Source organism: Nonomuraea jabiensis, from assembly GCF_014204795.1.
GTDB lineage: Bacteria > Actinomycetota > Actinomycetes > Streptosporangiales > Streptosporangiaceae > Nonomuraea > Nonomuraea jabiensis.
Genome location: NZ_JACHMB010000001.1, coordinates 11,103,360 through 11,123,163, shown reverse-complemented (window position 1 = coordinate 11,123,163; position 19,804 = coordinate 11,103,360). Strand labels below are relative to the sequence as shown.

Below are 19,804 nucleotides of genomic sequence, written 5' to 3'. Positions count from 1 at the left end.
GTCGCATGAGCGAGCCTCGGCTGTGTTCGATTGGTCGCTCGCTTCGCTCGCTCATGCGTCCTTGCCCTCCTCGACCTTGCGCCCCGCGTACAGCGCCGCGGCCATCCGCATCCCCTCCGACCAGGCCACCGGGCCGACCTCGCGCAGCGGCAGGGTCCTGCCGTCGAGGTCCTGCCAGGTCAGGCCGCCCGTGCCCACCTCGTCCTCCCAGTACGGCTCGCCGATCCAGACGCTCGCCTCGGTGATGGTCCCGGCGTCGCGGACGCGGCAGGTGGCGTAGCCGCCGGTGACCCGGTAGCCGAGCGTGGTGGCCCGCGCGGCCAGGCCGAAGCGGGAGTCGTACGTGCCGCCGGAGAACTCCGTCACGGTCGTCGCCTTGCCGTCCAGGTCGGCGGGCTTGCGCCAGGTGGCGCGGTGGATCTGCTCGACCTTCTGGACCACGCCCAGCTCGGCGGCGAACTCCCGCAGGTCGTCGAGGTCGGGCAGCAGCACCGGGTGGGGCAGCGTCACCGTGCGCGGCGACAGCCGTACGGTCTCGCCGTCGAGGTTGACCACCCGCAGCTCGCCCGTCTCGGTGGCGTCGCGCAGGAAGCCGACCTCGTCGGGGTCGTCGCCGACCACGGCCAGGTCGCGCAGCGCCGACTGCCATGCCTCGTCCGGCCACACCCGGGCCAGCAGCCCGGTCGGCACGGGCAGTGACGACACCATCCACAGGTCCGCCTGCGCCACGCACGCGGCGGCGTGGCGGTCGAGCCACTCGGCGAAGCGGCGCAGCCGGTCCACCTCGGGGTGATCACGCAACGCCTTCGGCAGCGATTTCAGCTGCCGTCCCGCCGATCGGCCGGAGGTGGCTCGCGCCGCCACCCGGCCCTCTATCAGGGCGACCTCGTACCCGTCGCCCGCTGCCAGCCAACCCAACGGTCCCCGCCTTCCAGAAACCCGAAATCCGGGCATGAAACCACGAATGAGCAGGGGTTTCCGTGCCCCTGCCGCTGTTGTTGCGCCGAACCTAGCGGCCCTGACCGACAAATGAGTGGATCTCGCGAAATATCGGGTTCGCGCGCCTTGTCGGGGTGCGGGCGCTGCCCGACGACCGTCGCGACGGGCCGTACGAGCCGCCGTACGGAGCAGCGGCTCGGCTGCGATGGGACTCCCGATAGTCTGGCGCCATGATCTTAGTGACCGGCGCCACCGGCAACGTCGGCTCCGAACTCGTCGCCGCGCTGGCCTCGGCCGGCCGGCCGGTCCGGGCGCTCGTCCGCGACCCGCGCCGCGCCGCCCTCCTGGCCGGCGCCGAGCCCGTGACGGGCGACCTCAACCAGCCCGAGAGCCTGGCCGAAGCGCTCGACGGCGTGCAGGGGCTGTACCTCATGCCGGGCTACGCGGACATGCCCGGGCTGCTGGCCCGGGCCCGCGACGCGGGCGTGCGGCACGTCGTGCTCCTGTCCGGTGGCTCGGCCGCGCTGGAGGACCTCGGGAACGCCGTCTCCCGCTACATGACGCTCTCCGAACGGGCCGTGCGCGAGTCGGGCCTGGCCTGGACCTTCCTGCGGCCCAGGTCGTTCATGTCCAACGCGCTGCGCTGGCTCCCGCAGCTCGAGGCCGGAGACGTGGTGCGGGTGCCGTTCGCCGACGTGCCGGTCGCGGCCGTCGACCCGTACGACATCGCCGCCGTCGCGGCCCGCGCGCTGCTGAGCGGCGAGCACGAGGGCCGGATCCACGAGCTGACCGGCCCCCGCGCGCTGCTGCCCGCCGACCAGGTCGCCGTCCTCGGCCGCGTGCTGGGCCGGGACCTGCGGTGCGAAGGGCTGACGAACAGCCAGGCGCGCGCCGAGATGGAAGCGGGCATGCCGGTCGAGTACGTCGACGCGTTCTTCCAGTTCTTCGTGGACGGCACGCTCGACGAGACGACCGTCCACCCGACTGTGGCGGACGTGCTCGGACGGCCGCCGCGCACGTTCGAGCAGTGGGCGCGGGACCACGCGGACGCCTTCCGCAAGGGCTAGCCCGCCAGGTGGGTGGGGGCGAACATGCGCAGCGTCGCGGGCAGCACGACGACGCTCGGCCCCGGGGTCCGCAGCGCCCGCGCGAGGTCGCTCTCCAGGTCCTCCGGTGTGGTGCGCCAGGCCGGCACGCCGAAGGCCGCCGCGAGGGCGGCGAAGTCCGGCCTGGCCAGTTCGGTCCCCGTGGCGGTGCCGAACGCGTCCGTCATGTACTCGCGCAGGATGCCGTAGCCGCCGTCGTCCACGATCAGCCAGGTCACGTCCAGGCGGTGCTGGTGGAGCGTGGCCAGCTCGGCCAGGCCGTACATCGCCCCTCCGTCGCCGCTGACCGCGAGCACCGGGCCGCCGGTGGCGGCGGCCGCGCCGAGCGCGGCCGGTAGCGCGTAGCCGAGCCCGCCCGCGCCCTGCGCCGACTCCATCGGGCGCGGCCAGGCGGACCAGGCCCAGTACGCCAGGATCGTCATGTCCCAGAAGCTCGGCGCCCGTTCCGGCAGCGCGCGGTCGACGGCCGCGAGCAGCGACCGTTCGAGCGCGAGGTCCTGCGCGTCCAGCCGCGCGGCGACCCGCGTGAGCACATCACGCACCGCCGACCGGGCCGCCGGTTGGGCCCCCGGCCGGCCCGATGCCATGTCCCGGCCGGTACGCGCGCCCTTCACCGCCCGCGCCAGCTCCTCCAGCGCCAGCCGGGCGTCCGCGTGGACGGCCAGCCCCGGATGGTTGGACTCCAGCTTGCCGAGCTCGGCCTCGATCTGCACGACGCGGCCCCGCGGCCGCATCGTGTGGTAGTTGCTGGACAGTTCCCCCAGCCCCGAGCCGACGACCAGCAGCACGTCGGCCTCCTCCAGGAACGCCGTCAGGTGCCGGTCCTCCAGCCACGACTGCAGCGACAGCGGGTGCTCCCAGGGAAAGGCGCCCTTCGCGCCGAACGTGGTGGCGACCGGCGCGTCCAGCTCCTGGGCCAGCTCCAGCAGGGCCGCCTGGGCGCCGGCGCGCACTACCCCGCCGCCGGCCAGGATCACCGGATTGCCCGCCCGTACCAGCAGGTCGGCCGCCGCGGCGACGAGCTCGGCCCGCGGGGCGAGCGGTCTGGGCGCCACCCGGAGCTCGCGCACCGCCGGGATCCCGGTCTCGGCGAGCAGCACGTCCTGCGGGATCTCCACCAGCACCGGGCCCGCGGGCGCGGTCAGCGCGAGCTCCCACGCCTCGGCCAGCGCCGGCGCGATCTGCCCGGCCGTCCGCACCACGTGGACCGACTTCACGACGTCCCTGAAGGACGCGGCCTGGTCCGGCAGCTCGTGCAGGTAGCCCCTGCGCCGCCCGCCCAGCCCGTCCGCGGGGATCTGGCTGCTGACGGCCAGCACGGGGACGGCGGCCGCGCGGGACTCCATGAGCGCGGGGAGGGTGCCCAGCGCGCCCGGACCGGTGGAGACGATGAAGGGCGTGACCGAGCCGGTCGCGCGGGCGTGGCCGTCGGCCGCGAACGCGACGCTCAGCTCGGTACGGCACCCCACGTAGCGCAGGTCCGAACGGCGCAGCGCGTCGAACAGGCCGAGCGCGTGCTGCCCCGGCTCGCCGAAGACCGTGGTCGCGCCGAGCGCGGCCAGCGACTCGACGACCAGGTCGCCGCCCGTCCGCGCGGTTTGTCCCCGTGACATGGTCGGATCCCTTCGTCTGTTCAGAGGACCTTGGCCAGGAAGGCCCTGGTCCGCTCGTGCCGGGGCCGGGCGATCAGCTCGGCGGCCGGCCCCGCCTCGACGACCAGCCCGTCGTCCATGAAGACGACGTGGTCGGCCACCTCGCGGGCGAACCCGATCTCGTGCGTCACCACCACCATCGTCATCCCCGCTGCGGCCAGGTCCTTCATCACGTCGAGGACCTCGCCGACGAGCTCGGGGTCGAGCGCGCTGGTCGGCTCGTCGAACAGCATCAGCTTGGGCTTCATGGCCAGGGCCCGCGCGATCGCCACGCGCTGCTGCTGGCCGCCGGACAACTGGCCGGGGCGGTGGCCGGCCCGCTCCTCCAGGCCGACCCGCCGCAGCAGGTCGAGCGCCTCCTGCCGGACGGCCTCGCGGGGCCGGCCCAGCACGTACGTGGGCGCCTCCATGACGTTCTCCAGCGCGGTGCGGTGCGGGAAGAGGTTGAAGCGCTGGAACACCATGCCGATGTCCCGCCGCTGGTCGGCCACCTCGCGCGGGCGCATCTCGTACTTCCTGCCGCCCGAGCGGCGGTAGCCGACCAGGTGGCCGTCGACCCAGATCTCCCCGGCGTCGAGCCGTTCGAGGTGGTTCACGCAGCGCAGGAAGGTCGACTTGCCCGAGCCCGACGGGCCGAGCAGGCACACCACCTGGCCGGCGTGGACCGTCAGGTCGATGCCCTTGAGCACCTCGACCTTCCCGAAGCTCTTGCGCACGCCCCTCGCGACGAGCAGTTCGTTCACGACCGGCCTCCGAACCGTCGTTCGAGCCGTGACTGGGCCACGGTCAGCAGCGTGGTCAGGACGAGATACCAGAGGCTGGCGACGATCAGCAGCGGGATCTGCTGGAAGTTGCGCCCGTAGATCAGCTGGGCGCTGGTGAGCAGGTCCGGTAGGCCGATGACCAGCACCAGGGAGGTGAGCTTGAGCATCGAGATCGTCTCGTTGGCGGTCGGCGGCACGATCACCCGGGCCGCCTGGGGCAGGATGACGCGCCGGTAGACCAGTGCGGGCCGCATGCCCAGCGCTTCGGCGGCCTCCCGCTGCCCGTGGTCGACCGAGCCGATGCCCGCTCTGACGATCTCGGCCATGTACGCCGCCTCGTTCAGCCCGAGGCCGAGGATGGCCGCGGTGAACGGGGTGATCAGCACGTTGACCGGCGTGGAGAAGAACTCGGGGCCGAAGGGGACGCCCAGGCTGATCCGCGGCATCACCGCGCCCAGGAAGAACCAGAACAGCAGCTGGACCAGGATGGGCGTGCCGCGGAAGAGCCAGACGTAGGCGGCGGCGACCCAGCGCAGCAGCGGATTGTCCGACAGCCGCATGATCGCCAGACCGGTGCCAAGTACGGCGCCCGCCAGCATGGCCAGCGCCGTCAGCTCGACCGTGAGCAGCAGCCCGCGCATGATCGACCGCTCGAAGAGGTAGCCGGCCACCAGGTCGAGCCGGAGCGCCGGGGTGGTCACCACGAAGCTGACCGCCATCGCGGCCAGCACCGCGAGCACCGCGGCGGCCACCCACCGGCCGGGCCGCCGCAGCGGCACGATCGGCTCGGTCATGAGCCCTCCTTCGTCGGTCTCATGACCAAGCTGCTGTGCTTATCGATGACCTCAACGAGTTCGGTCATGTGCTCCCGGGCGCTGGTCATGCGCCCGCGTTGATCGCGGCGTCCTTGAACGCCTGCGCCTGCAGGTTCCACTTGGCCAGGAGCCGGTCGTAGGTCCCGGTCGCGATGAGCTTCTTCAGCGCGGCCTGAACGGCGTCACGCAGCTGCGGCTTGTTCTTCGGGACCGGGATGCCGACGGGGAGCGGGTCGATCGCGCTCACCGCGACCTCGAACTGCTGCGGAGCCTGCTTCACGCTGTAGGCCAGGGTCAGGTCGAGCGCGGCGACCATGTCGGCCCGCCCGGACTGCAGGGCCTGTACGGCGCTCGCCTGGTCGGGGAAGGGGACCTTCTCCACGGCCGGCTTCCCGGCCCCGGCGCACTTCTTCGTGACGTCGTCCACGAGCAGGTCGCCGGTCGCGGCCTTCTCGACCGCGACCTTCCTGCCGCACATGTCGAGGGTCTCCTTGACGCCCTGCGGGTTGCCCTTGGCCACCATGAGCGCCGACCCCGACTTGAGGTAGTCGACGAAGTCCACCTGCTGCTGGCGTTCCTTCTTGTCGAGCATACTGGTCAGGCCGAGGTCGTAGCGGCCCGCGTTGAGGCCGCCGATGATGCCGTCGAAGCTGACGTTCTCGAAGGCGAACTCCACGCCCAGCACCTCGCCGAGCGCCTTGCCCAGGTCGGCGTCGAACCCGAGCACGGTCTTGTTGTCGGTGTCGAAGAACTCCATGGGCGGGAAGGAGACGCCGGAGGCCACCCGTACCTTGCCGGCCTGCCGGATGTCGGCCGGGAGCAGCCGGGCGACGGCCTCGTCCTTCGCGCCCGCCGCGATCTCGGTCCTGGAGGCCGCCGCCGTGGTGGTCTCCTCGGGCGCGGCGCAGCCGGTGAGGGACAATCCGGTGAAGAGGGTGATGGCAAGTGCTCTTCTCATGTCGTGCCGTGCCTTCCCGAACAGGGGCGAATGACTACCGAGTGTGAAGGCCGCACCCCCAACCTTCAATCGGGGCAGCACTCAAGACGCGCCCTATCCTTTGTGGGTGACCACAAAGGTGTCCGTGGAGGACCTGCTGCGCTCTCCCGCCCTCCAGCTACGGCTCCTGGCCGGTGAGGCGGGGCTGGGGCGGTCGGTGTCGTGGGCGCACGTCAGCGAGCTCGACGACCCCACGCCCTGGCTGCTCGGCGCGGAGGTCATCATGACGACGGGGATCGCGATCCCGCGCCAGGCCGCCAAGCAGCGCGCCTACCTCGAACGGCTCGACGACGCGGGCGTGTCCGCGCTCGCCCTGTCGGCGCAGCTCCACGTGCCGCCCCTGCACGACGCGTTCATCCGGGCCGCCGAGGAGCGGGGGATGCCCGTGCTGGAGGTGCCGCTGGCGGTGCCGTTCATCGCGATCGCCCAGGAGGTGGCCGCGGCCGTGCAGGAGGACGCCAGGCAGCGCCTCGGCGCCCAGTTGCAGGTGTTCGGGGCGCTGCGCTGGCTGGCGGCCGAGGATCTCGACAGCGCGACGCTGTTCAAGCGGCTGGAGCGGCTGTCCGGCTACGAGGTCTATCTGTGCACGCCGCAGGGGCGGCCGCTGCTGCCGGGCGTGCCGGTGCCCGACGTCGCGGTGCTGCCGTCCGAGCCGGAGGCGCCGCCCACCATCCCGGGCGGTTTCGTCCTGCCGGTGCCCGCGCCGGGTGGTCCGGCGGGCTTCCTCGTCGCCTTCGAGCGCCAGGGGGCCAGGCCCGCCGGCCTGGCCGTGGTGCAGCACATCGCCACGGTGGCCGCCCTGCAGGTGGCCATGGCCCGCAACGAGCGCGAGACGCTGCGCCGCCAGGGCGCCGAGACCCTGTCCGAGCTGCTCCAGGACGTCCTCGACCCGGCCGCGGCGCGGCGGCGCCTGGTCAGGATGGGCATCCCCGTGGAGGCGGAGCTGGCCCTCCTCGTGATCAGGAACGTGCCCGACGAGGCCGTCCACCGGGTGCTCGACGACGAGCCGCACCTGATGCTGCGCCGGGGCGACGACCGCTACGTGCTCGGCTCGCCCGCCCTCGGCCCGGCGATCGCCGCGCTGCCGGGCGTCGCGGCGGGCATGAGCAGGCCGTTCCCGCCGGGGGAGTCCATGCAGATCCCCAAGCGGGAGGCGGTGTGGGCGGCCTCCACGGCGTCCGAGTCGGGGCGCGCGCTGGTCCACTACGGCGACGACACCACCGGCCGGTGGCTGCCCGACGACCCGTGGGCGCTCACCGCGCTGGTGGAGAACGTGCTCGGCAAGGCGCTCGCCTACGACTCCGCGCACGGGTCCCAGCTCCTGACGTCCGTGCGTACCTGGATGGAGCGCGACCGGCGCACCGAGGACGCCGCGACCGCGCTGCACATCCATCCCAACACCCTGGCCTACCGCCTGCGCAGGTTCGCCGAGCTGACGGGCCGCGACCTGACGTCCACGGCAGCGTTCGCGGAGGTCTGGCTGGCCCTGCGGGCCGGCCGGCAGCTCGGTCTCATGGACTGACGCAGCTCCGGTGACCGCGCCCGCCCGCGCGGGCGGGCGCGGTCACGGGCTCAGGCGTCTTCGTCCACCTGGATGGCGGCCGCCGGGCAGACGGCGGCGGCCTCACGTACGGCGGCGTGCAGGTGCGCGGCGGGCTCGGCCTCGAGCAGGATGACGATGCCGTCGTCCTCGTTCTGGTCGAACACGTCGGGCGCGATCAGCACGCACTGGCCCGCGCCGCAGCACTTGGCCTCGTCCACGACGATCTTCATCTGCGACTCCTCCTCACCAGCGGACCGGGACCTGGCGCAGGCCGCCGACCACGAGGCCCTCCACCCGGTGCAGCTCCTCCACCGGCACGGCCAGCTCCAGGGTGGGCAGCTTGCGCAGCAGCACCTCCAGGACGACCTGCAGCTCGGTGCGGGCCAGGGACTGGCCGAGGCAGGAGTGGGAGCCGGAGCCGAAGGCCAGGTGCGGGTTCGGGCTGCGGGTCAGGTCCATCTCGGCGGCCGCGTCGAAGACGCTCTCGTCGCGGTTGGCGGCGGCCATGCTGCAGATCACGGTGGTGCCGCGGGGCAGCACCGTGCCGCTGACCTCGGTCTCCTCCTTCAGGTAGCGGGGCAGGCCGAAGCCGGAGTTGGCGTCGAAGCGCAGCGCCTCCTCCACCGCCGTACGCACCAGCGAGGGGTCGGCCAGCAGCCGCTCCCAGCGAGTGCGGTCGGACAGCAGCATCCCCACCATCTTGCCGATCATGTTGGCGGTGGTCTCGTGGCCGGCCACGAGCAGCCCCATCCCGGTGGCCAGCAGCTCCACGTCCGTCAGGCCCTCGCCCTCGGCGGCGCTCGCCTCGATCAGCTCGCTGAGCAGGTCGTCGCCCGGCGTCGCCCGCTTGGCGGCCACGTGCTCGGACATGTACTGGATGAACTCGGCCAGCGAGGCGTCGGTCTCCTCCTGGGTGAACTTGGACAGGTTGAGCAGGCTGTCGGACCAGTGGGCGAAGCGGTCCCGGTCGGAGGCGGGCACGCCGAGCAGGTCGCAGATCACGTACACGGGCAGGGGGAAGCCCAGGGCCGCCTTGAGGTCGCCGGGGGCGCCGCGCTCGACCATGTCGTCGATGAGCTGCTCGGCCATCTGCGCCATGGCGGGCCGCAGGGCGGCCATGCGCTTGGCGGTGAAGTACTTGCCGACCAGGCGCCGCCACCGCTGGTGCGGCTCCCCGCTGTCCGGGATGACCGCCGCCATCTCGCTGCTGAACAGCCCGCCGTCGTCGTTGGCCGACAGCCGGGCCGCGTCGGGCGCGTTCAGCAGGCGGGTGAAGCGCGGGTCGGCCAGCACCTGCTTGACGTCCTCGTACCTGGTGAGCAGCGTGGCCTCGTCGCCGCTGGGCAGCGTGACCCGGGCGACCGGGCACTTCCCACGCAGCTCCGCCCATTCGGCGGGCGGCTCCAGCGCCGCCTCGCTCGGGATCGGATAGCTCAGGACCTGCTCGCTCTGCGTCATGCGGTATCTCCTCGAAAGCGTACGGAAACGGCGACGTCGCGATCTGGCGATGCGGGCCCAGGCCGTGGGGGTGACATGCGGCGGCAACCGGACTGCATCGTCCGGTTGCTACCGTACTCCTATGGCCAACATGCGTCGACCCAACAGAGGCCCCAGCGCCGCCGCCGAGAACCGCGCGGCGCTGATCGCGGCGGCCCGTGAGCTGTTCGCCACTGACGGCTTCGACGCGCCGCTCACCTCGATCGCGCGGGCGGCCGGGGTCGGCCAGGGCAGCCTGTACCGGCACTTCCCCGACCGCGTCAGCCTCGCGCTGGCCGTGTTCGACGAGGGCATCAAGGCGCTGGAGGCGCTGGCCACCGACCCCGAGGCCACGCTCGACGACGTGCTGGCGCTGACCACCGAGCAGGCCATCGCCTCGACGGCGTTCATCGCGATGGTCAGCGCCACGGACCCGCGCATCATGCGCCTGCGTTACCAGGTGGAGGAGCTGCTGGAGAGGCCCCTGGCGAGGGCGCGGGCGGCCGGCCGCGTACGCGAGCACGTCACGGCCGAGGATCTCGTGACGGCTCTGGGCATGATCGCGGGACTGCTCGCCAAGATACCCGCGGACCTGCGGCGCGAGACCGCCGACAGGGCGTGGCTGCTGCTCCGCAAGGGCCTGGAGCCCTGATCCCCGGCCCGCTTCATCGAGCCGATCAGCTCGTCGCCGAACAGCCCCTCGGTCTGCGGGTGGAGCGGCGGGTTGACGGTCACCACGTCGCAGTGCGGGACCATGGCGGCCGCGTCCGCGTGGAAGGTGAGCCCGGCGGCGACGGTGCCGATGTGCATGCCCTTGACGTCGTAGGAGCGGGCGACGCAGTCGGCGATGTTCCAGCCGCCGTCCAGCACCGTCCGGTGGGCAGGCAGGATGCCCCGCGCGCCCCCGCCGCGTCCATCTTTCCGCGGGGTCAGGCGCGGGGGAGCAGGGCGTCCAGCAGGAGCGCGGTCAGCCGGCCGGCGGGGCGGGCGCTGTCGCGGGCGTGCCGTTCCATGGCGAGCGCCCCCGCCAGCAGGGCCCGCAGGTCGGAGACGTCCACGTCGGCGCGGACGGCGCCGGCGCGCTGGGCGGCGCCCAGCAGGGCGCCGAAGGCCTCCCACACGTCGCGCTGGACGCCGTCGGCAGGCGTGACCGGCGATCCGGCGGCCTCCAGGGCGTCGCACAGCGCCTTGTTGAGCATCGCCTGATCGATCACCCGGCCCAGGAACGCCAGGAACTCCTCGCCGGGCCGCTCCGCCGCCGAGAGCGCGCGGGCCTCGTCGGCGAACTGCCTGATCCGGTCGTGGATCACGGCCTCGAACAGCGCCTCCTTGGAGGGGAAGTGCCGGTAGACCGTGCCGGCGCCGACGCCCGCCCGCCGGGCGATCTCGTCCAGCGGCACCGCCATGCCCTCGGCCGAGAACGCGGCCTCGGCGGCTTGCAGCACGCGGGCGCGGTTGCGGCGGGCGTCGGCGCGCAGCGGCTTGTCCGGCGGCATCGATGGCTCCCTTCTAGACAAACGGGGCGCGCGTTCCGTATCGTCCAGTCCTGAAACGGGGCGTGCGTTCCGATTCTATTCCGTTCTCTCCGAGGGGATTCACCATGTCCACGAACCTTCAGGCGGTCGTCGAGCACCTGCGCCAGGCCCTGGCGAGCAGGGACGCCGACGCCTTCACCGCCGTGTTCGCCGGCGACGCCGTCTATGAGCTGCGGTTCGGGATGCCCGGGCAGCCGCGCCGGTTCGAAGGCGTACAAGCCATCCGCCAGCACATGAAACAGGGCGCCTCCGAGGGGATCGCGCGGCTGCTGAGCTTCGACGACGTCCACACCACCGTCTACGAGACCACCGACCCGGAGGTGGCCGTCGTCGAGTTCGAGCCGGAGGGCAGCGCCGGCGGCACGCCGTTCCGGTTCGCCTCCTCCCTCGGGGTGATCCGCGTCCGCGACGGCGCGGTGGTCTCCTACCTCGACTATCCCAACGCCGTGGGCGCCGCCGAAGCCGTCGGCATGCTGCCCGAGCTGGCGGCCGCGCTCGCGCCCGTACGGCCCGGGAGCGCCAAGGAGGTCGCCGCGCGGCTGATCGAGGTCTCGGCGGCCGGCGACCACGAGGCGATGCTGGCTCTGTACGCGCCGGACGTGGTCATCGAGATCCCGTTCGCCCCGCCGGGCGTGCCCACGCGCTCGGTCGGCAGCGACCTCCTGCGTGCCAGGGTCGAGGCGGTGAAGGGGCTGTGGCGGTTCGAGCGCGCGGACGCGGTCAACCTGCTGGAGACGGCGGACCCGGACGTGGTGGTGGCCGAGTTCACCCTGCACGGGTCCGTCACGGCCACCGGCAGGCCGTTCGCCGTCACGTACGTCATGATCGTGACGGTGCGGGACGGGCTCATCGTGCACTCGCGCGACTACGGCAACCCCATGGCCTCGGCCGAGCTGATGCGCGAGGCGGCCGGCGCCTGAGAGTCCCGGTCAGGGGGCGGTGAGCGCCTCGACCAGCTGCTTGGCGAACTCCTCCGGGGCGTCGGTGAAGCTGTGCCCGCCCGGGAACTCGACCAGCCCCAGCCCGAGCCGCTCCGCCAGCAGCGCGGCGGGCCGGTACGGCAGGTGCCCCCTGGTCTCGCGCCCGGCGGCCAGGACCAGCCGGTCGGCGACGCGGCCGAGCGCGGCCAGGTCGGGGACGTAGGACGTGAACTGCCGCAACTCATGCTCCATCATGATCGGAGCGTTGTTCATCAGCCGGGTCATCATCTCGGCGGCCCGGGGCGGCAGTGAGGCCGGGTCCGGCAGCGGCCGGAGGGTGCCGCCGATGCCCTCCATGAACCGGGCGGACGCCGCCGCGAGCCCCTGCTCGCGGAAGAGGCGGTGCACCTCCTCGACGAAGGCCAGCTGCGCGGGGGCGTCGGGGAGGACGGCGAAGCACGGCGGCTCGTGGGCGACCAGGCGGCGCACCCGCCCGGGGTGCCGGGCGAGCAGGTCGAGGCCGACGATGGCGCCGCTGCTGCCGCCGAAGACGTAGGCGGGGCGGTCGGGGGTGACGGCGTCGAGCAGCCGGCGGGCGTCCTCGCTCTGCACCTCGACCCGCTGGTCCACGGCCGGCCCGTCGAGGCGGCTGCGCGAGTAGCCGCGCGGGTCGAGGGTGACGAGCGTGAAGTGCTCGGCGAGCGGGCCGGCCAGCGCGTCGAAGATCGCCGCGTCACCGCCGCCGCCCGGCAGCAGCAGGAGCGCGGGTCCATCGCCGCTCACCTCGTAGTAGAGCCTGGCGCCTGGTACGTCCAGCGTGGCCATGATGATCCCCTTTCGATCGCTCCTAGGGATACTAGCCTATTTCCTAGGACTCCTAGGTAAGCGGGCGTGCGGAACGCAACCAGGGGCGTGCCGAGGGGGCTACTGAGGGGTGAAGGGCAGGTAGACGGTGCGGGCGTCCGCACGTGCCCGCCGGGCCGCCGGGAGGCGGGCGGTGCCGGTGGCGGGGAGCAGCCGGGCCGCCTCGTCCCAGGAGAAGAAGCCGAAGTCGTCGAGCTCAGAGACCTGCAGGACGATCTGGCCCGGGTCCGTGACCGTGCCGCCGTCGAACAGGAAGTTGACCATGCTCTGCGGCCGGTCGCCCATCGGCAGCACCCAGTCCACCACCAGGAGCCCGCCCACCGCCACGCGCAGCCCGAGCTCCTCCTCGATCTCGCGGGCGGCGCACTCGTGGGGGAGCTCGTCGGCCTCCATGATGCCGCCGGGGATCGACCAGTGCGGCCGGTAGTTGGGCTTGACCATGAGGACCCGGTCCTCGGTGTCCGTGAGCAGCACGCACGCCGAGGCGTAGAACGCCGGAAGCGTCGCGTACCACTCCGCCGGCTCCAGGAACGACTTGCTCATCCGTCCACGCTACCCGTTCGACCCCCGGGAGCCCGGTAGCGCCGGGCCGTCTCTCAACGCGCCAGCCCGGCCGCCACACCGGCCGCGCGCTCGGGGGCCACCCCCGCCCCGATCAGGATCGCGGTGGCCGCGCCCGGCCCGGAGTCCTCCCACAGGCCGGCGTTGACGCTCTCCAGCAGCGACAGCATCAGGGCGCCGAGGGCGGACGCGAGCACCTCGGCGGGCAGGTGGTCGTGGAAGACGCCGTCGGCCTGCCCGCGCCGGACGATCGCGACGGCGTCGCGCCGCGCCGGGTCCGTCAGGTCCGCGAACCAGGCGTCGCCGAAGCACTGGCGGCCCAGGGCGAGCAGCGTCCGGTACCGGTCGCCGACCCGCCAGAGCTCCAGGGTGTGGCGGGCCAGCGCCTGCTCGGGGGAGTCGGCGGGCACCGCCGCCGCGGCCAGGGCTCCGCGCAGGGCTTCGGCGCCCTCGTCCGCGATGGCCTCCAGCAGTGCCGTACGGCCGGGGAAGTGCGCGTACAGCGTGCGACGGACGACCCCGGCGGCCCGCGCGATCTCCTCGATCGTGGCCTCGGGGTTGGCGCTCAGCTCCTGCCGGGCGACGGCCAGGATGCGGGCCCGGTTGGCGCGGGCGTGGCTTCGCCGCGGTTGTGCCGTCGCGTCTCGCGTCATCGCTGCACCCTATCGCCTCTCATCACCACCAAACTTGCACATTGATGTGCAAGTAACTACTGTGCCCACCCGTGTCGTCCTTTCTGTACAGACTCGGCCGAAGTGCCGCACGTGCCCGGATCGTCGTCCTAGGGGCCTGGCTGCTGGCGCTGGCGCTGGCCGGTGGCTTGATGGGCCTGCTGCAGCAGGGAACCGACGACGCCTTCACGATCCCCGGCTCGCAGTCGCAGGACGCCCTCGACCATCTCTCCCACGTCTTCCCCGAGGTCAGCGGCACGTCGGCGCGGATGGTGGTCGTGCTGCCGCAGGGCGCCCGCACCGACGTGCCCGCCGTCAGGAGCGCGGTGGAGTCGGCCGTACGGGACATCGAACGGCTCGACCAGGTCGCGCTGGTGACCAGCCCGTACGCCGAGAACGTCAAGAACGCCGTCTCCGCCGACGGCAGGGCCGCCATCATCGCGATCCCTCTCGACGTCCCACAGGCGGAGACCACCCCCGCCACCAAGCAGCGGCTCCAGGACATCGGCGCGGGGCTGGAGCGGCGCATCGGCGCGGGCGCGACCGTCCACGTCGGCGGGGACGCCTTCTCCAACGCGGTGCCGAAGCTCAGCCCCACCGAGGGCATCGGCCTGGTCATCGCCTTCCTCGTGCTCTTCCTCGTCTTCCGCTCCCTGGTCGCGGCCGCGATGCCGATGGTGACCGCGGTGTTCGGGGTCGCCGTCGCGGTCGCCCTGATCTTCGCGGCCACGGTGGTCACGCCCATCTCCTCGACCGCGCCCATGCTGGCGGTCATGCTCGGGCTGGCGGTGGGCATCGACTACGCGCTGTTCATCCTCTCCCGCCACCGGGACCAGCTCGGCGAAGGGCTGGAGGTCGAGGAGTCGATCGCCCGCGCCACCGCGACCGCCGGGTCGGCCGTCGTCTTCGCCGGGATCACCGTGGTGATCGCGCTGCTGGGGCTGGCGGTGGCCGGCATCCCGTTCCTGACCACGATGGGGGTCGCGGCGGCGTTCTCGGTGTGCGTCGCGGTGGCCGTCGCCGTCACGGCCACGCCCGCCCTGCTGGCCGTCGCGGGCGAACGCCTGCGCCCCCGGCCCCGGCGCCGCCGCCCCGGCAGGGAACGGGTGCCGCTGAGCCGCCGCTGGGTGCGCCTGGCCACCAGATCGCCGATCGTGACGATCGTCGTGGTCGTCGCCGCGCTCGGGCTGTGCGCGCTGCCCGCCGCGGACCTGCGCCTCGCACTGCCCAACAGCGGTACCGAGGCGCCCGGCACGCCCGCCCGCGACACCTTCGACGCCATCGCCCGGCATTTCGGGCCCGGCTACAACGCGCCGCTGGTCGTCTCCGTCGACGTCCTGGACACCACGGACCCCGTCGGCGTCACCGACAAGATCGCCGCGGAGATCGAGCGCCTGGACGGCGTCGCGGCGGTCCCGGTCGCCACGCCCAACCGCAAGGGCGACACCGCCATCATCCAGGTCGTCCCGGACTCGCCCGGCGACTCGCCGCAGACCGAGGCCCTCGTCCAGCGCCTGCGCGATCGCGCGGAGCACTTCCGGCGGACCTACGGGGTCGCCACCGCCGTCACCGGGTTCACCGCCGTGGGCATCGACGTCTCGGCGCGGCTGGCCGGGGCGCTGCTGCCGTTCGGGGCCGTCGTCGTGGGGCTGTCGCTGGTGCTGCTGGCCATGGTGTTCCGCTCGATCGCGGTGCCGGTCAAGGCCGCGCTGGGATACCTGCTGTCGGTGGGCGCGGCGTTCGGGGCCACGTCGTTCGTCTTCCAGCAGGGCCACCTGGCGCAGGCGCTCGGCGTGCAGCACACCGGCAGCGTGATCAGCTTCCTGCCGATCATCCTGATGGGCGTGCTGTTCGGGCTGGCCATGGACTACGAGGTGTTCCTGCTGTCGCGGATGCGGGAGGAGTACGTCCACCACCGCGACCCGCACCGGGCCATCGAGTCCGGCTTCGTGTCGGCCTCGACGGTGGTGGTGGCCGCGGCGGTCATCATGTTCGCGGTCTTCGCCGCGTTCGTGCCCGAGGGCAGCGCCACGATCAAGCCGATCGCCTTCAGCCTGGCCGTGGGCGTGTTCGTGGACGCCTTCATCGTCCGCATGACGCTGGTGCCGGCGGTGCTCGCGCTGCTCGGCCACCGCGCGTGGTGGCTGCCCGGCGGGCTGGATCGCCGGCTGCCGGTCTTCGACGCCGAGGGGGAGGGGCTGGCCCGCGAGCTGCGCCTGGCCGGCTGGCCCGCGCCCGGCTCGCCGGAGCTGGTCAGCGCCGAGGGCCTGCGCGTACGCGACCTGCGCGGCGCCGACGTCTTCTCCGGCGTGTCGATCCACCTGCTGCCCGGGCAGGTCCTGCGCGTCCACGGCCCCGGCGCGTCCGCGCTGCTGCACGCCCTCGCCGGCCGGGTGCCCGCCCTGGAGGGCGACCTCAAGGTGTGCGGCCACATCCTCCCCCAGCACGCCCGCGCGGCCCGGCGGGCGGTGGCCCTCATCCCCTGCCGCGAGGCGAGGGACCCGGCCGGTGACGCGCGTGCCGCCCTCGCGAACGGCGCGCGCCTGGTCGTGCTGGAGAACCTCGACGCCGTCGTACGCACCGATCAGCGCGCCGAACTGGCCCGGCTGCTCGCCCGGCTGCCGGACTCCGGCCCGGCCGCCGCCGTGGTGTCCTGCCAGGACCCGGCGCTCGTACGCGACCTGCTGCCCCCGGACGCCGTCACCGACCTGTCCCTCGACCGCGCTACTGCCGGAGTTCGCTGATGCTCGCCTCGCTGTCCCGCGTCCTCGACGACGCGTTCCCGGGAACGTCCAGGCGGTGGACCTGGCTCGCCCTCCTCCTCGTCCCCGCCCTCGTCGCGGGCCTGCTGACCTGGGCGTTCTGGTCGCCGTCGAGCAGCCACGGCGCGGCCAAGGCCGCGGTGGTCAACCTCGACGAGCCGGTGACCGTCGACGGGCGGCTCGTCCCGCTCGGCCGCCAGCTCGCCGCCGAGCTCGTCCACGGCGAGGACAAACGGTACGAGTGGGTGCTGACCGACACCGAGGACGCCGGCAAGGGACTGCGGGACGGCACGTACGCCGCGTCCGTCACCGTGCCCCGTACGTTCTCGGAGCGGGCCACGTCCTCGGCCACCGGCCGGCCGCTGGAGGCGACGCAGGCCACCCTGGAGGTCGAGACCTCTCCGGAGGCGGCCCTGGCCGACGCGTCCGTCAGCCAGGACGTGGCCGACGCCGCCGTACGCACCCTCAACACCCAGGTCGTCGAGACCTACCTCGACAACGTGTACGTCGGCTTCACCACCCTCCACGAGCAGATGGGCAAGGCCGCCGACGGCGCGGACCGGCTCGCCGACGGCACCGGCGACCTGGCGACGGGCACCCGCCGCCTCGCCGGCGGCGCCCGCGGGCTCGTCGCCGGGCTGAACGACCTGCGCTCCGGCGCCACCCAGGTGGCCCAGGGCACCGGCGCGATCGCCCAGGGCTCGACCCGGCTGGCCACGGCCGCCGGTCAGCTGGCCACCGGCGCCACCAAGCTCGCCGACGGGACCGGGCGCCTGGCCGACGGGTCGCACCGCCTGGCCGGGGGCCTGTCCAAGGCCGCCCGCGACACCAAGCAGCTCCCCGCCCTCACCCGCCGCCTCGCCGACGGCGCCCGCCAGGTCGCGGACGGCAACCGGCGACTCGCCGACACCGTCACCCCGGTCGCCGACCGGATCGTCACCGCCATCGACGGCGTCCCCTCGGCCACCGACGCCACGAACGACCTCGCCCGCCTGTCCGCCCGATGCCGCGCCGATGCCGGTTCTGGCGGCACTGACCAGCAGTTCTGCGAGAGCCTGGCCCGGGCCTCCGACCGGCTCTCCGCCGTCGCCGGCGACATCGACGGCATGAAGTCCCGCGCCAGGAGCGCGGCGGGCGAGATCAAGCAGTCGCTGAACACCCTCGCCTCGGGCGCCGAGCAGGTCGCCGACGGCACCGCCCAGCTCGCCACCCGGTCCAAGACCCTCGCCAGTGGCATCGCCTCGGCCGCCACGGGGGCGCGGCAGCTCGACACCGGCATCAAGGCCGCGGACAAGGGCGCCCGGCAGCTGTCCGCCGGAGCCGGGCAGCTCTCCCGGGGCGGCACCTCGCTGGCCGCCGGCGCCACCCGCCTGAACACCGGCGCCCAGCAGGTGGCCGCCGGAACCGCGCAGGCCCACAAGGGCGCCGGCGACCTCGCCTCCGGCGCCGACCGGCTCAGCGGCGGCGCCGCGAAGGCCGACGACGGCGCCACCACCCTGGCCAAGGGGCTCACCGACGGCCTCGGCGAGGTGCCCGCCTACACCAGCACCGAACGCGAGCACCTGTCCAAGGTCGCCGCCACCCCCGTGCTGGCGCCCGCCTCCGCGACCGGCGACCTCGGCCCGATCGCGGGCACGTTCTTCCTGGTGCTCGCGCTCTGGGCCGGTGCGCTGGCGACCTACCTCGTCATTGGCGCGGTCCCGGCGTCGGCGCTGACCAGCCGCCTGCCCACCTGGCGGCTGGCCGGGCGGGCGCTGATCCCCGGGACGGTCGTCGCGGTCGTCACCGGCGCGCTCCTCGGCCTCGGACTGGCCCCCTTCCTCGGGCTCGACCTGACCGGTCGCCTGGCGTTCCTCGCCGTGACCCTGCTGGCCGCGCTCGCCTTCACCGCGCTCTGCCAGGCCGCGGCCGCCGTACTGCGGCGTTCGGGCCGCCTGCTGTCCGTCGCGGTCCTCGTGCTGACCGTCGCCACCGGCGCGCTGTCGTCGATCCCCGCCCCGCTCGCGGCGGCCGAACCGCTGCTGCCCACGCACGGCGCGATCATCGCCCTGCGCGCCATCGCCACCGGCGCGGGCGGCGACCTGGCCGGCGGGCTGGCGCACCTCGTCGTATGGCTCCTCATCGGGCTCGCCGGAACCTTCTACGCCACCGAACGCCACCGCGCCCTCAGCCCGCACGACCTCCGGCTGGACAGCCCGGTGATCTGAACGCACCTTAAAGGGTTCCCGGGTCGCCGGGCCCCGGCGGGCCGGGCCCGGCGCGTTCCAAACCTGCGCCGAGATGTGGCGGTCAAAGTTATGGTGTACGGCTTTTGTGGCTTTTTGGGTGAAATGTAACTCCCGTGTTCTCGATGGCTGCCCACACTGGAGAGGCAGCCGGGGTGCGAGCCCGGGGCTGCGTTCGAGCCGTGGCAGGTTCGCCCGCCGCGGCATTCCGAACTCGGGGGGATCACAGTGAAACGAGTGCTTCTCGCGGCGGCGCTGGCGCTGGCCGCCGGTGCCACTGGTACCGCCGGCGCAGCTGTCCACACACGTACGCCGGTGCCGTCGCCGGAGGAAACGACCTCCACGCCGGAGATGTCGCCCACTTCTCCGGAGATGTCACCGACTTCGCCAGAGATGTCGCCCACTTCTCCGGAAATGTCGCCCTCGCCGACCGCCACCGCCGCCGCCAGCCCGTCCGGACCCGGCTGCTCCGCGATCGAGGGCAACCTGGCCGAGGTCGCGGACCAGCCGGTCGGCACCGCCATCTCCTCGCTCTCCCAGCTGTCCAAGTTGTCGGAGGCCGTGAAGAAGGCCGGGCTCGAGGAGAAACTGGACTCCGCCACCGACATCACGGTCTTCGCGCCGGACGACAAGGCGTTCGACGCGATCCCGAAGGAAGCCCAGGACAAGCTCATGGCCAACAAGGAAGCGCTGACCAAGCTGCTGTCCTACCACGTGGTGACGGGCAAGAAGGCGCCGTCCGACCTGGTCGAGGGCGCCACGCTCAAGACCATGCAGGGCGGGTCCCTGACCGTGAAGGGCTCCGGTGACAACCTCACCATCAACGACGCCAAGATCGTCTGTGGTGGCGTGACGACGAAGAACGCCACGCTCTACATCGTCGACAAGATCCTGCTGCCCCACTGACGGGATCTGACCTCTCGGGGAGCGCGGTCACCATCGACCGCGCTCCCCGCCGCGCTGTCGGGGCGCTG

The 19,804-nt window shown here is 73.2% G+C and carries 18 protein-coding genes; 7 read left to right on the top strand and 11 right to left on the bottom strand.

Features of this window, described 5'->3' with window-relative positions:
• Positions 1 to 51 precede the first annotated feature (51 nt).
• Positions 52 to 918: a DUF4132 domain-containing protein gene (locus tag HD596_RS50905; protein WP_185076567.1), complete on the bottom strand. Its 867-nt coding sequence runs from the start codon at positions 916 to 918 to the stop codon at positions 52 to 54.
• Between the two features lie 251 nt (positions 919 to 1,169).
• Here HD596_RS50905 and HD596_RS50900 point away from each other — a divergent pair, with 251 nt between their 5' ends.
• The gene (locus tag HD596_RS50900) at positions 1,170 to 2,006 is read left to right on the top strand and encodes an NmrA family NAD(P)-binding protein (protein ID WP_185076565.1); all 837 of its coding nucleotides are present in this window, start codon (positions 1,170 to 1,172) and stop codon (positions 2,004 to 2,006) included.
• On the opposite strand, the gene HD596_RS50895 is transcribed toward HD596_RS50900, so the two are convergent.
• The 4 genes from HD596_RS50895 to HD596_RS50880 all read right to left on the bottom strand — a co-directional run bounded on the left by HD596_RS50895 (position 2,003) and on the right by HD596_RS50880 (position 6,234).
• Complete coding sequence (locus tag HD596_RS50895) at positions 2,003 to 3,658, bottom strand: thiamine pyrophosphate-binding protein (protein ID WP_185076563.1); 1,656 nt, start codon at positions 3,656 to 3,658, stop codon at positions 2,003 to 2,005. The genes HD596_RS50900 and HD596_RS50895 overlap by 4 nt on opposite strands.
• A 20-nt stretch (positions 3,659 to 3,678) precedes the next feature.
• Entirely contained in the window at positions 3,679 to 4,440 is a 762-nt protein-coding gene (locus HD596_RS50890) for an amino acid ABC transporter ATP-binding protein (protein WP_313046705.1), read from the bottom strand.
• On the bottom strand, positions 4,437 to 5,255 hold the full coding sequence (locus HD596_RS50885) for an amino acid ABC transporter permease (protein ID WP_185076561.1): 819 nt from the start codon (positions 5,253 to 5,255) through the stop codon (positions 4,437 to 4,439). Before HD596_RS50885 ends, HD596_RS50890 begins: the two co-directional genes overlap by 4 nt.
• An 85-nt stretch (positions 5,256 to 5,340) precedes the next feature.
• Positions 5,341 to 6,234 (bottom strand): ABC transporter substrate-binding protein, encoded by an 894-nt coding sequence (locus tag HD596_RS50880; RefSeq protein ID WP_185076559.1) that lies wholly within the window; start codon positions 6,232 to 6,234, stop codon positions 5,341 to 5,343.
• Between the two features lie 106 nt (positions 6,235 to 6,340).
• Between HD596_RS50880 and HD596_RS50875 the strand changes: the two genes are divergently transcribed.
• Entirely contained in the window at positions 6,341 to 7,795 is a 1,455-nt protein-coding gene (locus HD596_RS50875; RefSeq protein WP_313046704.1) for a PucR family transcriptional regulator, read from the top strand.
• Positions 7,796 to 7,845: 50 nt separating this feature from the next.
• Here HD596_RS50875 and HD596_RS50870 read toward each other — a convergent pair whose 3' ends face one another.
• Both HD596_RS50870 and HD596_RS50865 read right to left on the bottom strand, forming a co-directional pair.
• Positions 7,846 to 8,046 carry a ferredoxin gene (locus HD596_RS50870; RefSeq protein ID WP_185076556.1) on the bottom strand — a complete coding sequence of 67 codons (201 nt, stop codon included), beginning with the start codon at positions 8,044 to 8,046 and terminating at the stop codon, positions 7,846 to 7,848.
• 13 nt (positions 8,047 to 8,059) lie between these two features.
• Positions 8,060 to 9,274 carry a cytochrome P450 gene (locus tag HD596_RS50865; protein ID WP_185076555.1) on the bottom strand — a complete coding sequence of 405 codons (1,215 nt, stop codon included), beginning with the start codon at positions 9,272 to 9,274 and terminating at the stop codon, positions 8,060 to 8,062.
• A gap of 121 nt (positions 9,275 to 9,395) precedes the next feature.
• Between HD596_RS50865 and HD596_RS50860 the strand changes: the two genes are divergently transcribed.
• Entirely contained in the window at positions 9,396 to 9,944 is a 549-nt protein-coding gene (locus HD596_RS50860) for a TetR/AcrR family transcriptional regulator (RefSeq protein WP_185076553.1), read from the top strand.
• A gap of 277 nt (positions 9,945 to 10,221) precedes the next feature.
• On the opposite strand, the gene HD596_RS50855 is transcribed toward HD596_RS50860, so the two are convergent.
• Complete coding sequence (locus tag HD596_RS50855; RefSeq protein WP_185076550.1) at positions 10,222 to 10,788, bottom strand: TetR/AcrR family transcriptional regulator; 567 nt, start codon at positions 10,786 to 10,788, stop codon at positions 10,222 to 10,224.
• 104 nt (positions 10,789 to 10,892) lie between these two features.
• Between HD596_RS50855 and HD596_RS50850 the strand changes: the two genes are divergently transcribed.
• Positions 10,893 to 11,747 (top strand): nuclear transport factor 2 family protein, encoded by an 855-nt coding sequence (locus tag HD596_RS50850; protein ID WP_185076548.1) that lies wholly within the window; start codon positions 10,893 to 10,895, stop codon positions 11,745 to 11,747.
• A 9-nt stretch (positions 11,748 to 11,756) separates the two neighbouring features.
• Here HD596_RS50850 and HD596_RS50845 read toward each other — a convergent pair whose 3' ends face one another.
• The 3 genes from HD596_RS50845 to HD596_RS50835 form a co-directional block, all read right to left on the bottom strand.
• The gene (locus tag HD596_RS50845) at positions 11,757 to 12,572 is read right to left on the bottom strand and encodes an alpha/beta fold hydrolase (RefSeq protein ID WP_185076545.1); all 816 of its coding nucleotides are present in this window, start codon (positions 12,570 to 12,572) and stop codon (positions 11,757 to 11,759) included.
• 99 nt (positions 12,573 to 12,671) lie between these two features.
• Positions 12,672 to 13,154 carry an NUDIX domain-containing protein gene (locus HD596_RS50840; protein WP_185076544.1) on the bottom strand — a complete coding sequence of 161 codons (483 nt, stop codon included), beginning with the start codon at positions 13,152 to 13,154 and terminating at the stop codon, positions 12,672 to 12,674.
• Positions 13,155 to 13,207: 53 nt separating this feature from the next.
• A complete protein-coding gene (locus HD596_RS50835; RefSeq protein WP_185076542.1) occupies positions 13,208 to 13,825 on the bottom strand; it encodes a TetR/AcrR family transcriptional regulator in 618 nt (205 codons plus the stop codon).
• A 71-nt stretch (positions 13,826 to 13,896) separates the two neighbouring features.
• Between HD596_RS50835 and HD596_RS50830 the strand changes: the two genes are divergently transcribed.
• The 3 genes from HD596_RS50830 (at position 13,897) to HD596_RS50820 (ending at position 19,736) form a co-directional block, all read left to right on the top strand.
• Positions 13,897 to 16,587, top strand: a complete 2,691-nt coding sequence (locus tag HD596_RS50830) for an MMPL family transporter (protein ID WP_185076540.1) — start codon at positions 13,897 to 13,899, stop codon at positions 16,585 to 16,587.
• Positions 16,587 to 18,812, top strand: a complete 2,226-nt coding sequence (locus HD596_RS64385) for a YhgE/Pip family protein (protein ID WP_185076539.1) — start codon at positions 16,587 to 16,589, stop codon at positions 18,810 to 18,812. The genes HD596_RS50830 and HD596_RS64385 overlap by 1 nt, the downstream gene beginning before the upstream one ends.
• A 432-nt stretch (positions 18,813 to 19,244) precedes the next feature.
• Complete coding sequence (locus HD596_RS50820) at positions 19,245 to 19,736, top strand: fasciclin domain-containing protein (RefSeq protein WP_185076537.1); 492 nt, start codon at positions 19,245 to 19,247, stop codon at positions 19,734 to 19,736.
• Positions 19,737 to 19,804 lie beyond the last annotated feature (68 nt).

Coding starts and splice junctions, on each gene's coding strand:
- HD596_RS50900 (WP_185076565.1), top strand. CDS start 1,170: ATGATCTTAGTGACCGGCGCCACCGGCAACGTCGGCTCCGAACTCGTC.
- HD596_RS50895 (WP_185076563.1), bottom strand. CDS start 3,658: ATGTCACGGGGACAAACCGCGCGGACGGGCGGCGACCTGGTCGTCGAG.
- HD596_RS50885 (WP_185076561.1), bottom strand. CDS start 5,255: ATGACCGAGCCGATCGTGCCGCTGCGGCGGCCCGGCCGGTGGGTGGCC.
- HD596_RS50880 (WP_185076559.1), bottom strand. CDS start 6,234: ATGAGAAGAGCACTTGCCATCACCCTCTTCACCGGATTGTCCCTCACC.
- HD596_RS50870 (WP_185076556.1), bottom strand. CDS start 8,046: ATGAAGATCGTCGTGGACGAGGCCAAGTGCTGCGGCGCGGGCCAGTGC.
- HD596_RS50865 (WP_185076555.1), bottom strand. CDS start 9,274: ATGACGCAGAGCGAGCAGGTCCTGAGCTATCCGATCCCGAGCGAGGCG.
- HD596_RS50860 (WP_185076553.1), top strand. CDS start 9,396: ATGGCCAACATGCGTCGACCCAACAGAGGCCCCAGCGCCGCCGCCGAG.
- HD596_RS50855 (WP_185076550.1), bottom strand. CDS start 10,788: ATGCCGCCGGACAAGCCGCTGCGCGCCGACGCCCGCCGCAACCGCGCC.
- HD596_RS50850 (WP_185076548.1), top strand. CDS start 10,893: ATGTCCACGAACCTTCAGGCGGTCGTCGAGCACCTGCGCCAGGCCCTG.
- HD596_RS50845 (WP_185076545.1), bottom strand. CDS start 12,572: ATGGCCACGCTGGACGTACCAGGCGCCAGGCTCTACTACGAGGTGAGC.
- HD596_RS50840 (WP_185076544.1), bottom strand. CDS start 13,154: ATGAGCAAGTCGTTCCTGGAGCCGGCGGAGTGGTACGCGACGCTTCCG.
- HD596_RS50835 (WP_185076542.1), bottom strand. CDS start 13,825: ATGACGCGAGACGCGACGGCACAACCGCGGCGAAGCCACGCCCGCGCC.
- HD596_RS64385 (WP_185076539.1), top strand. CDS start 16,587: ATGCTCGCCTCGCTGTCCCGCGTCCTCGACGACGCGTTCCCGGGAACG.
- HD596_RS50820 (WP_185076537.1), top strand. CDS start 19,245: ATGTCGCCCTCGCCGACCGCCACCGCCGCCGCCAGCCCGTCCGGACCC.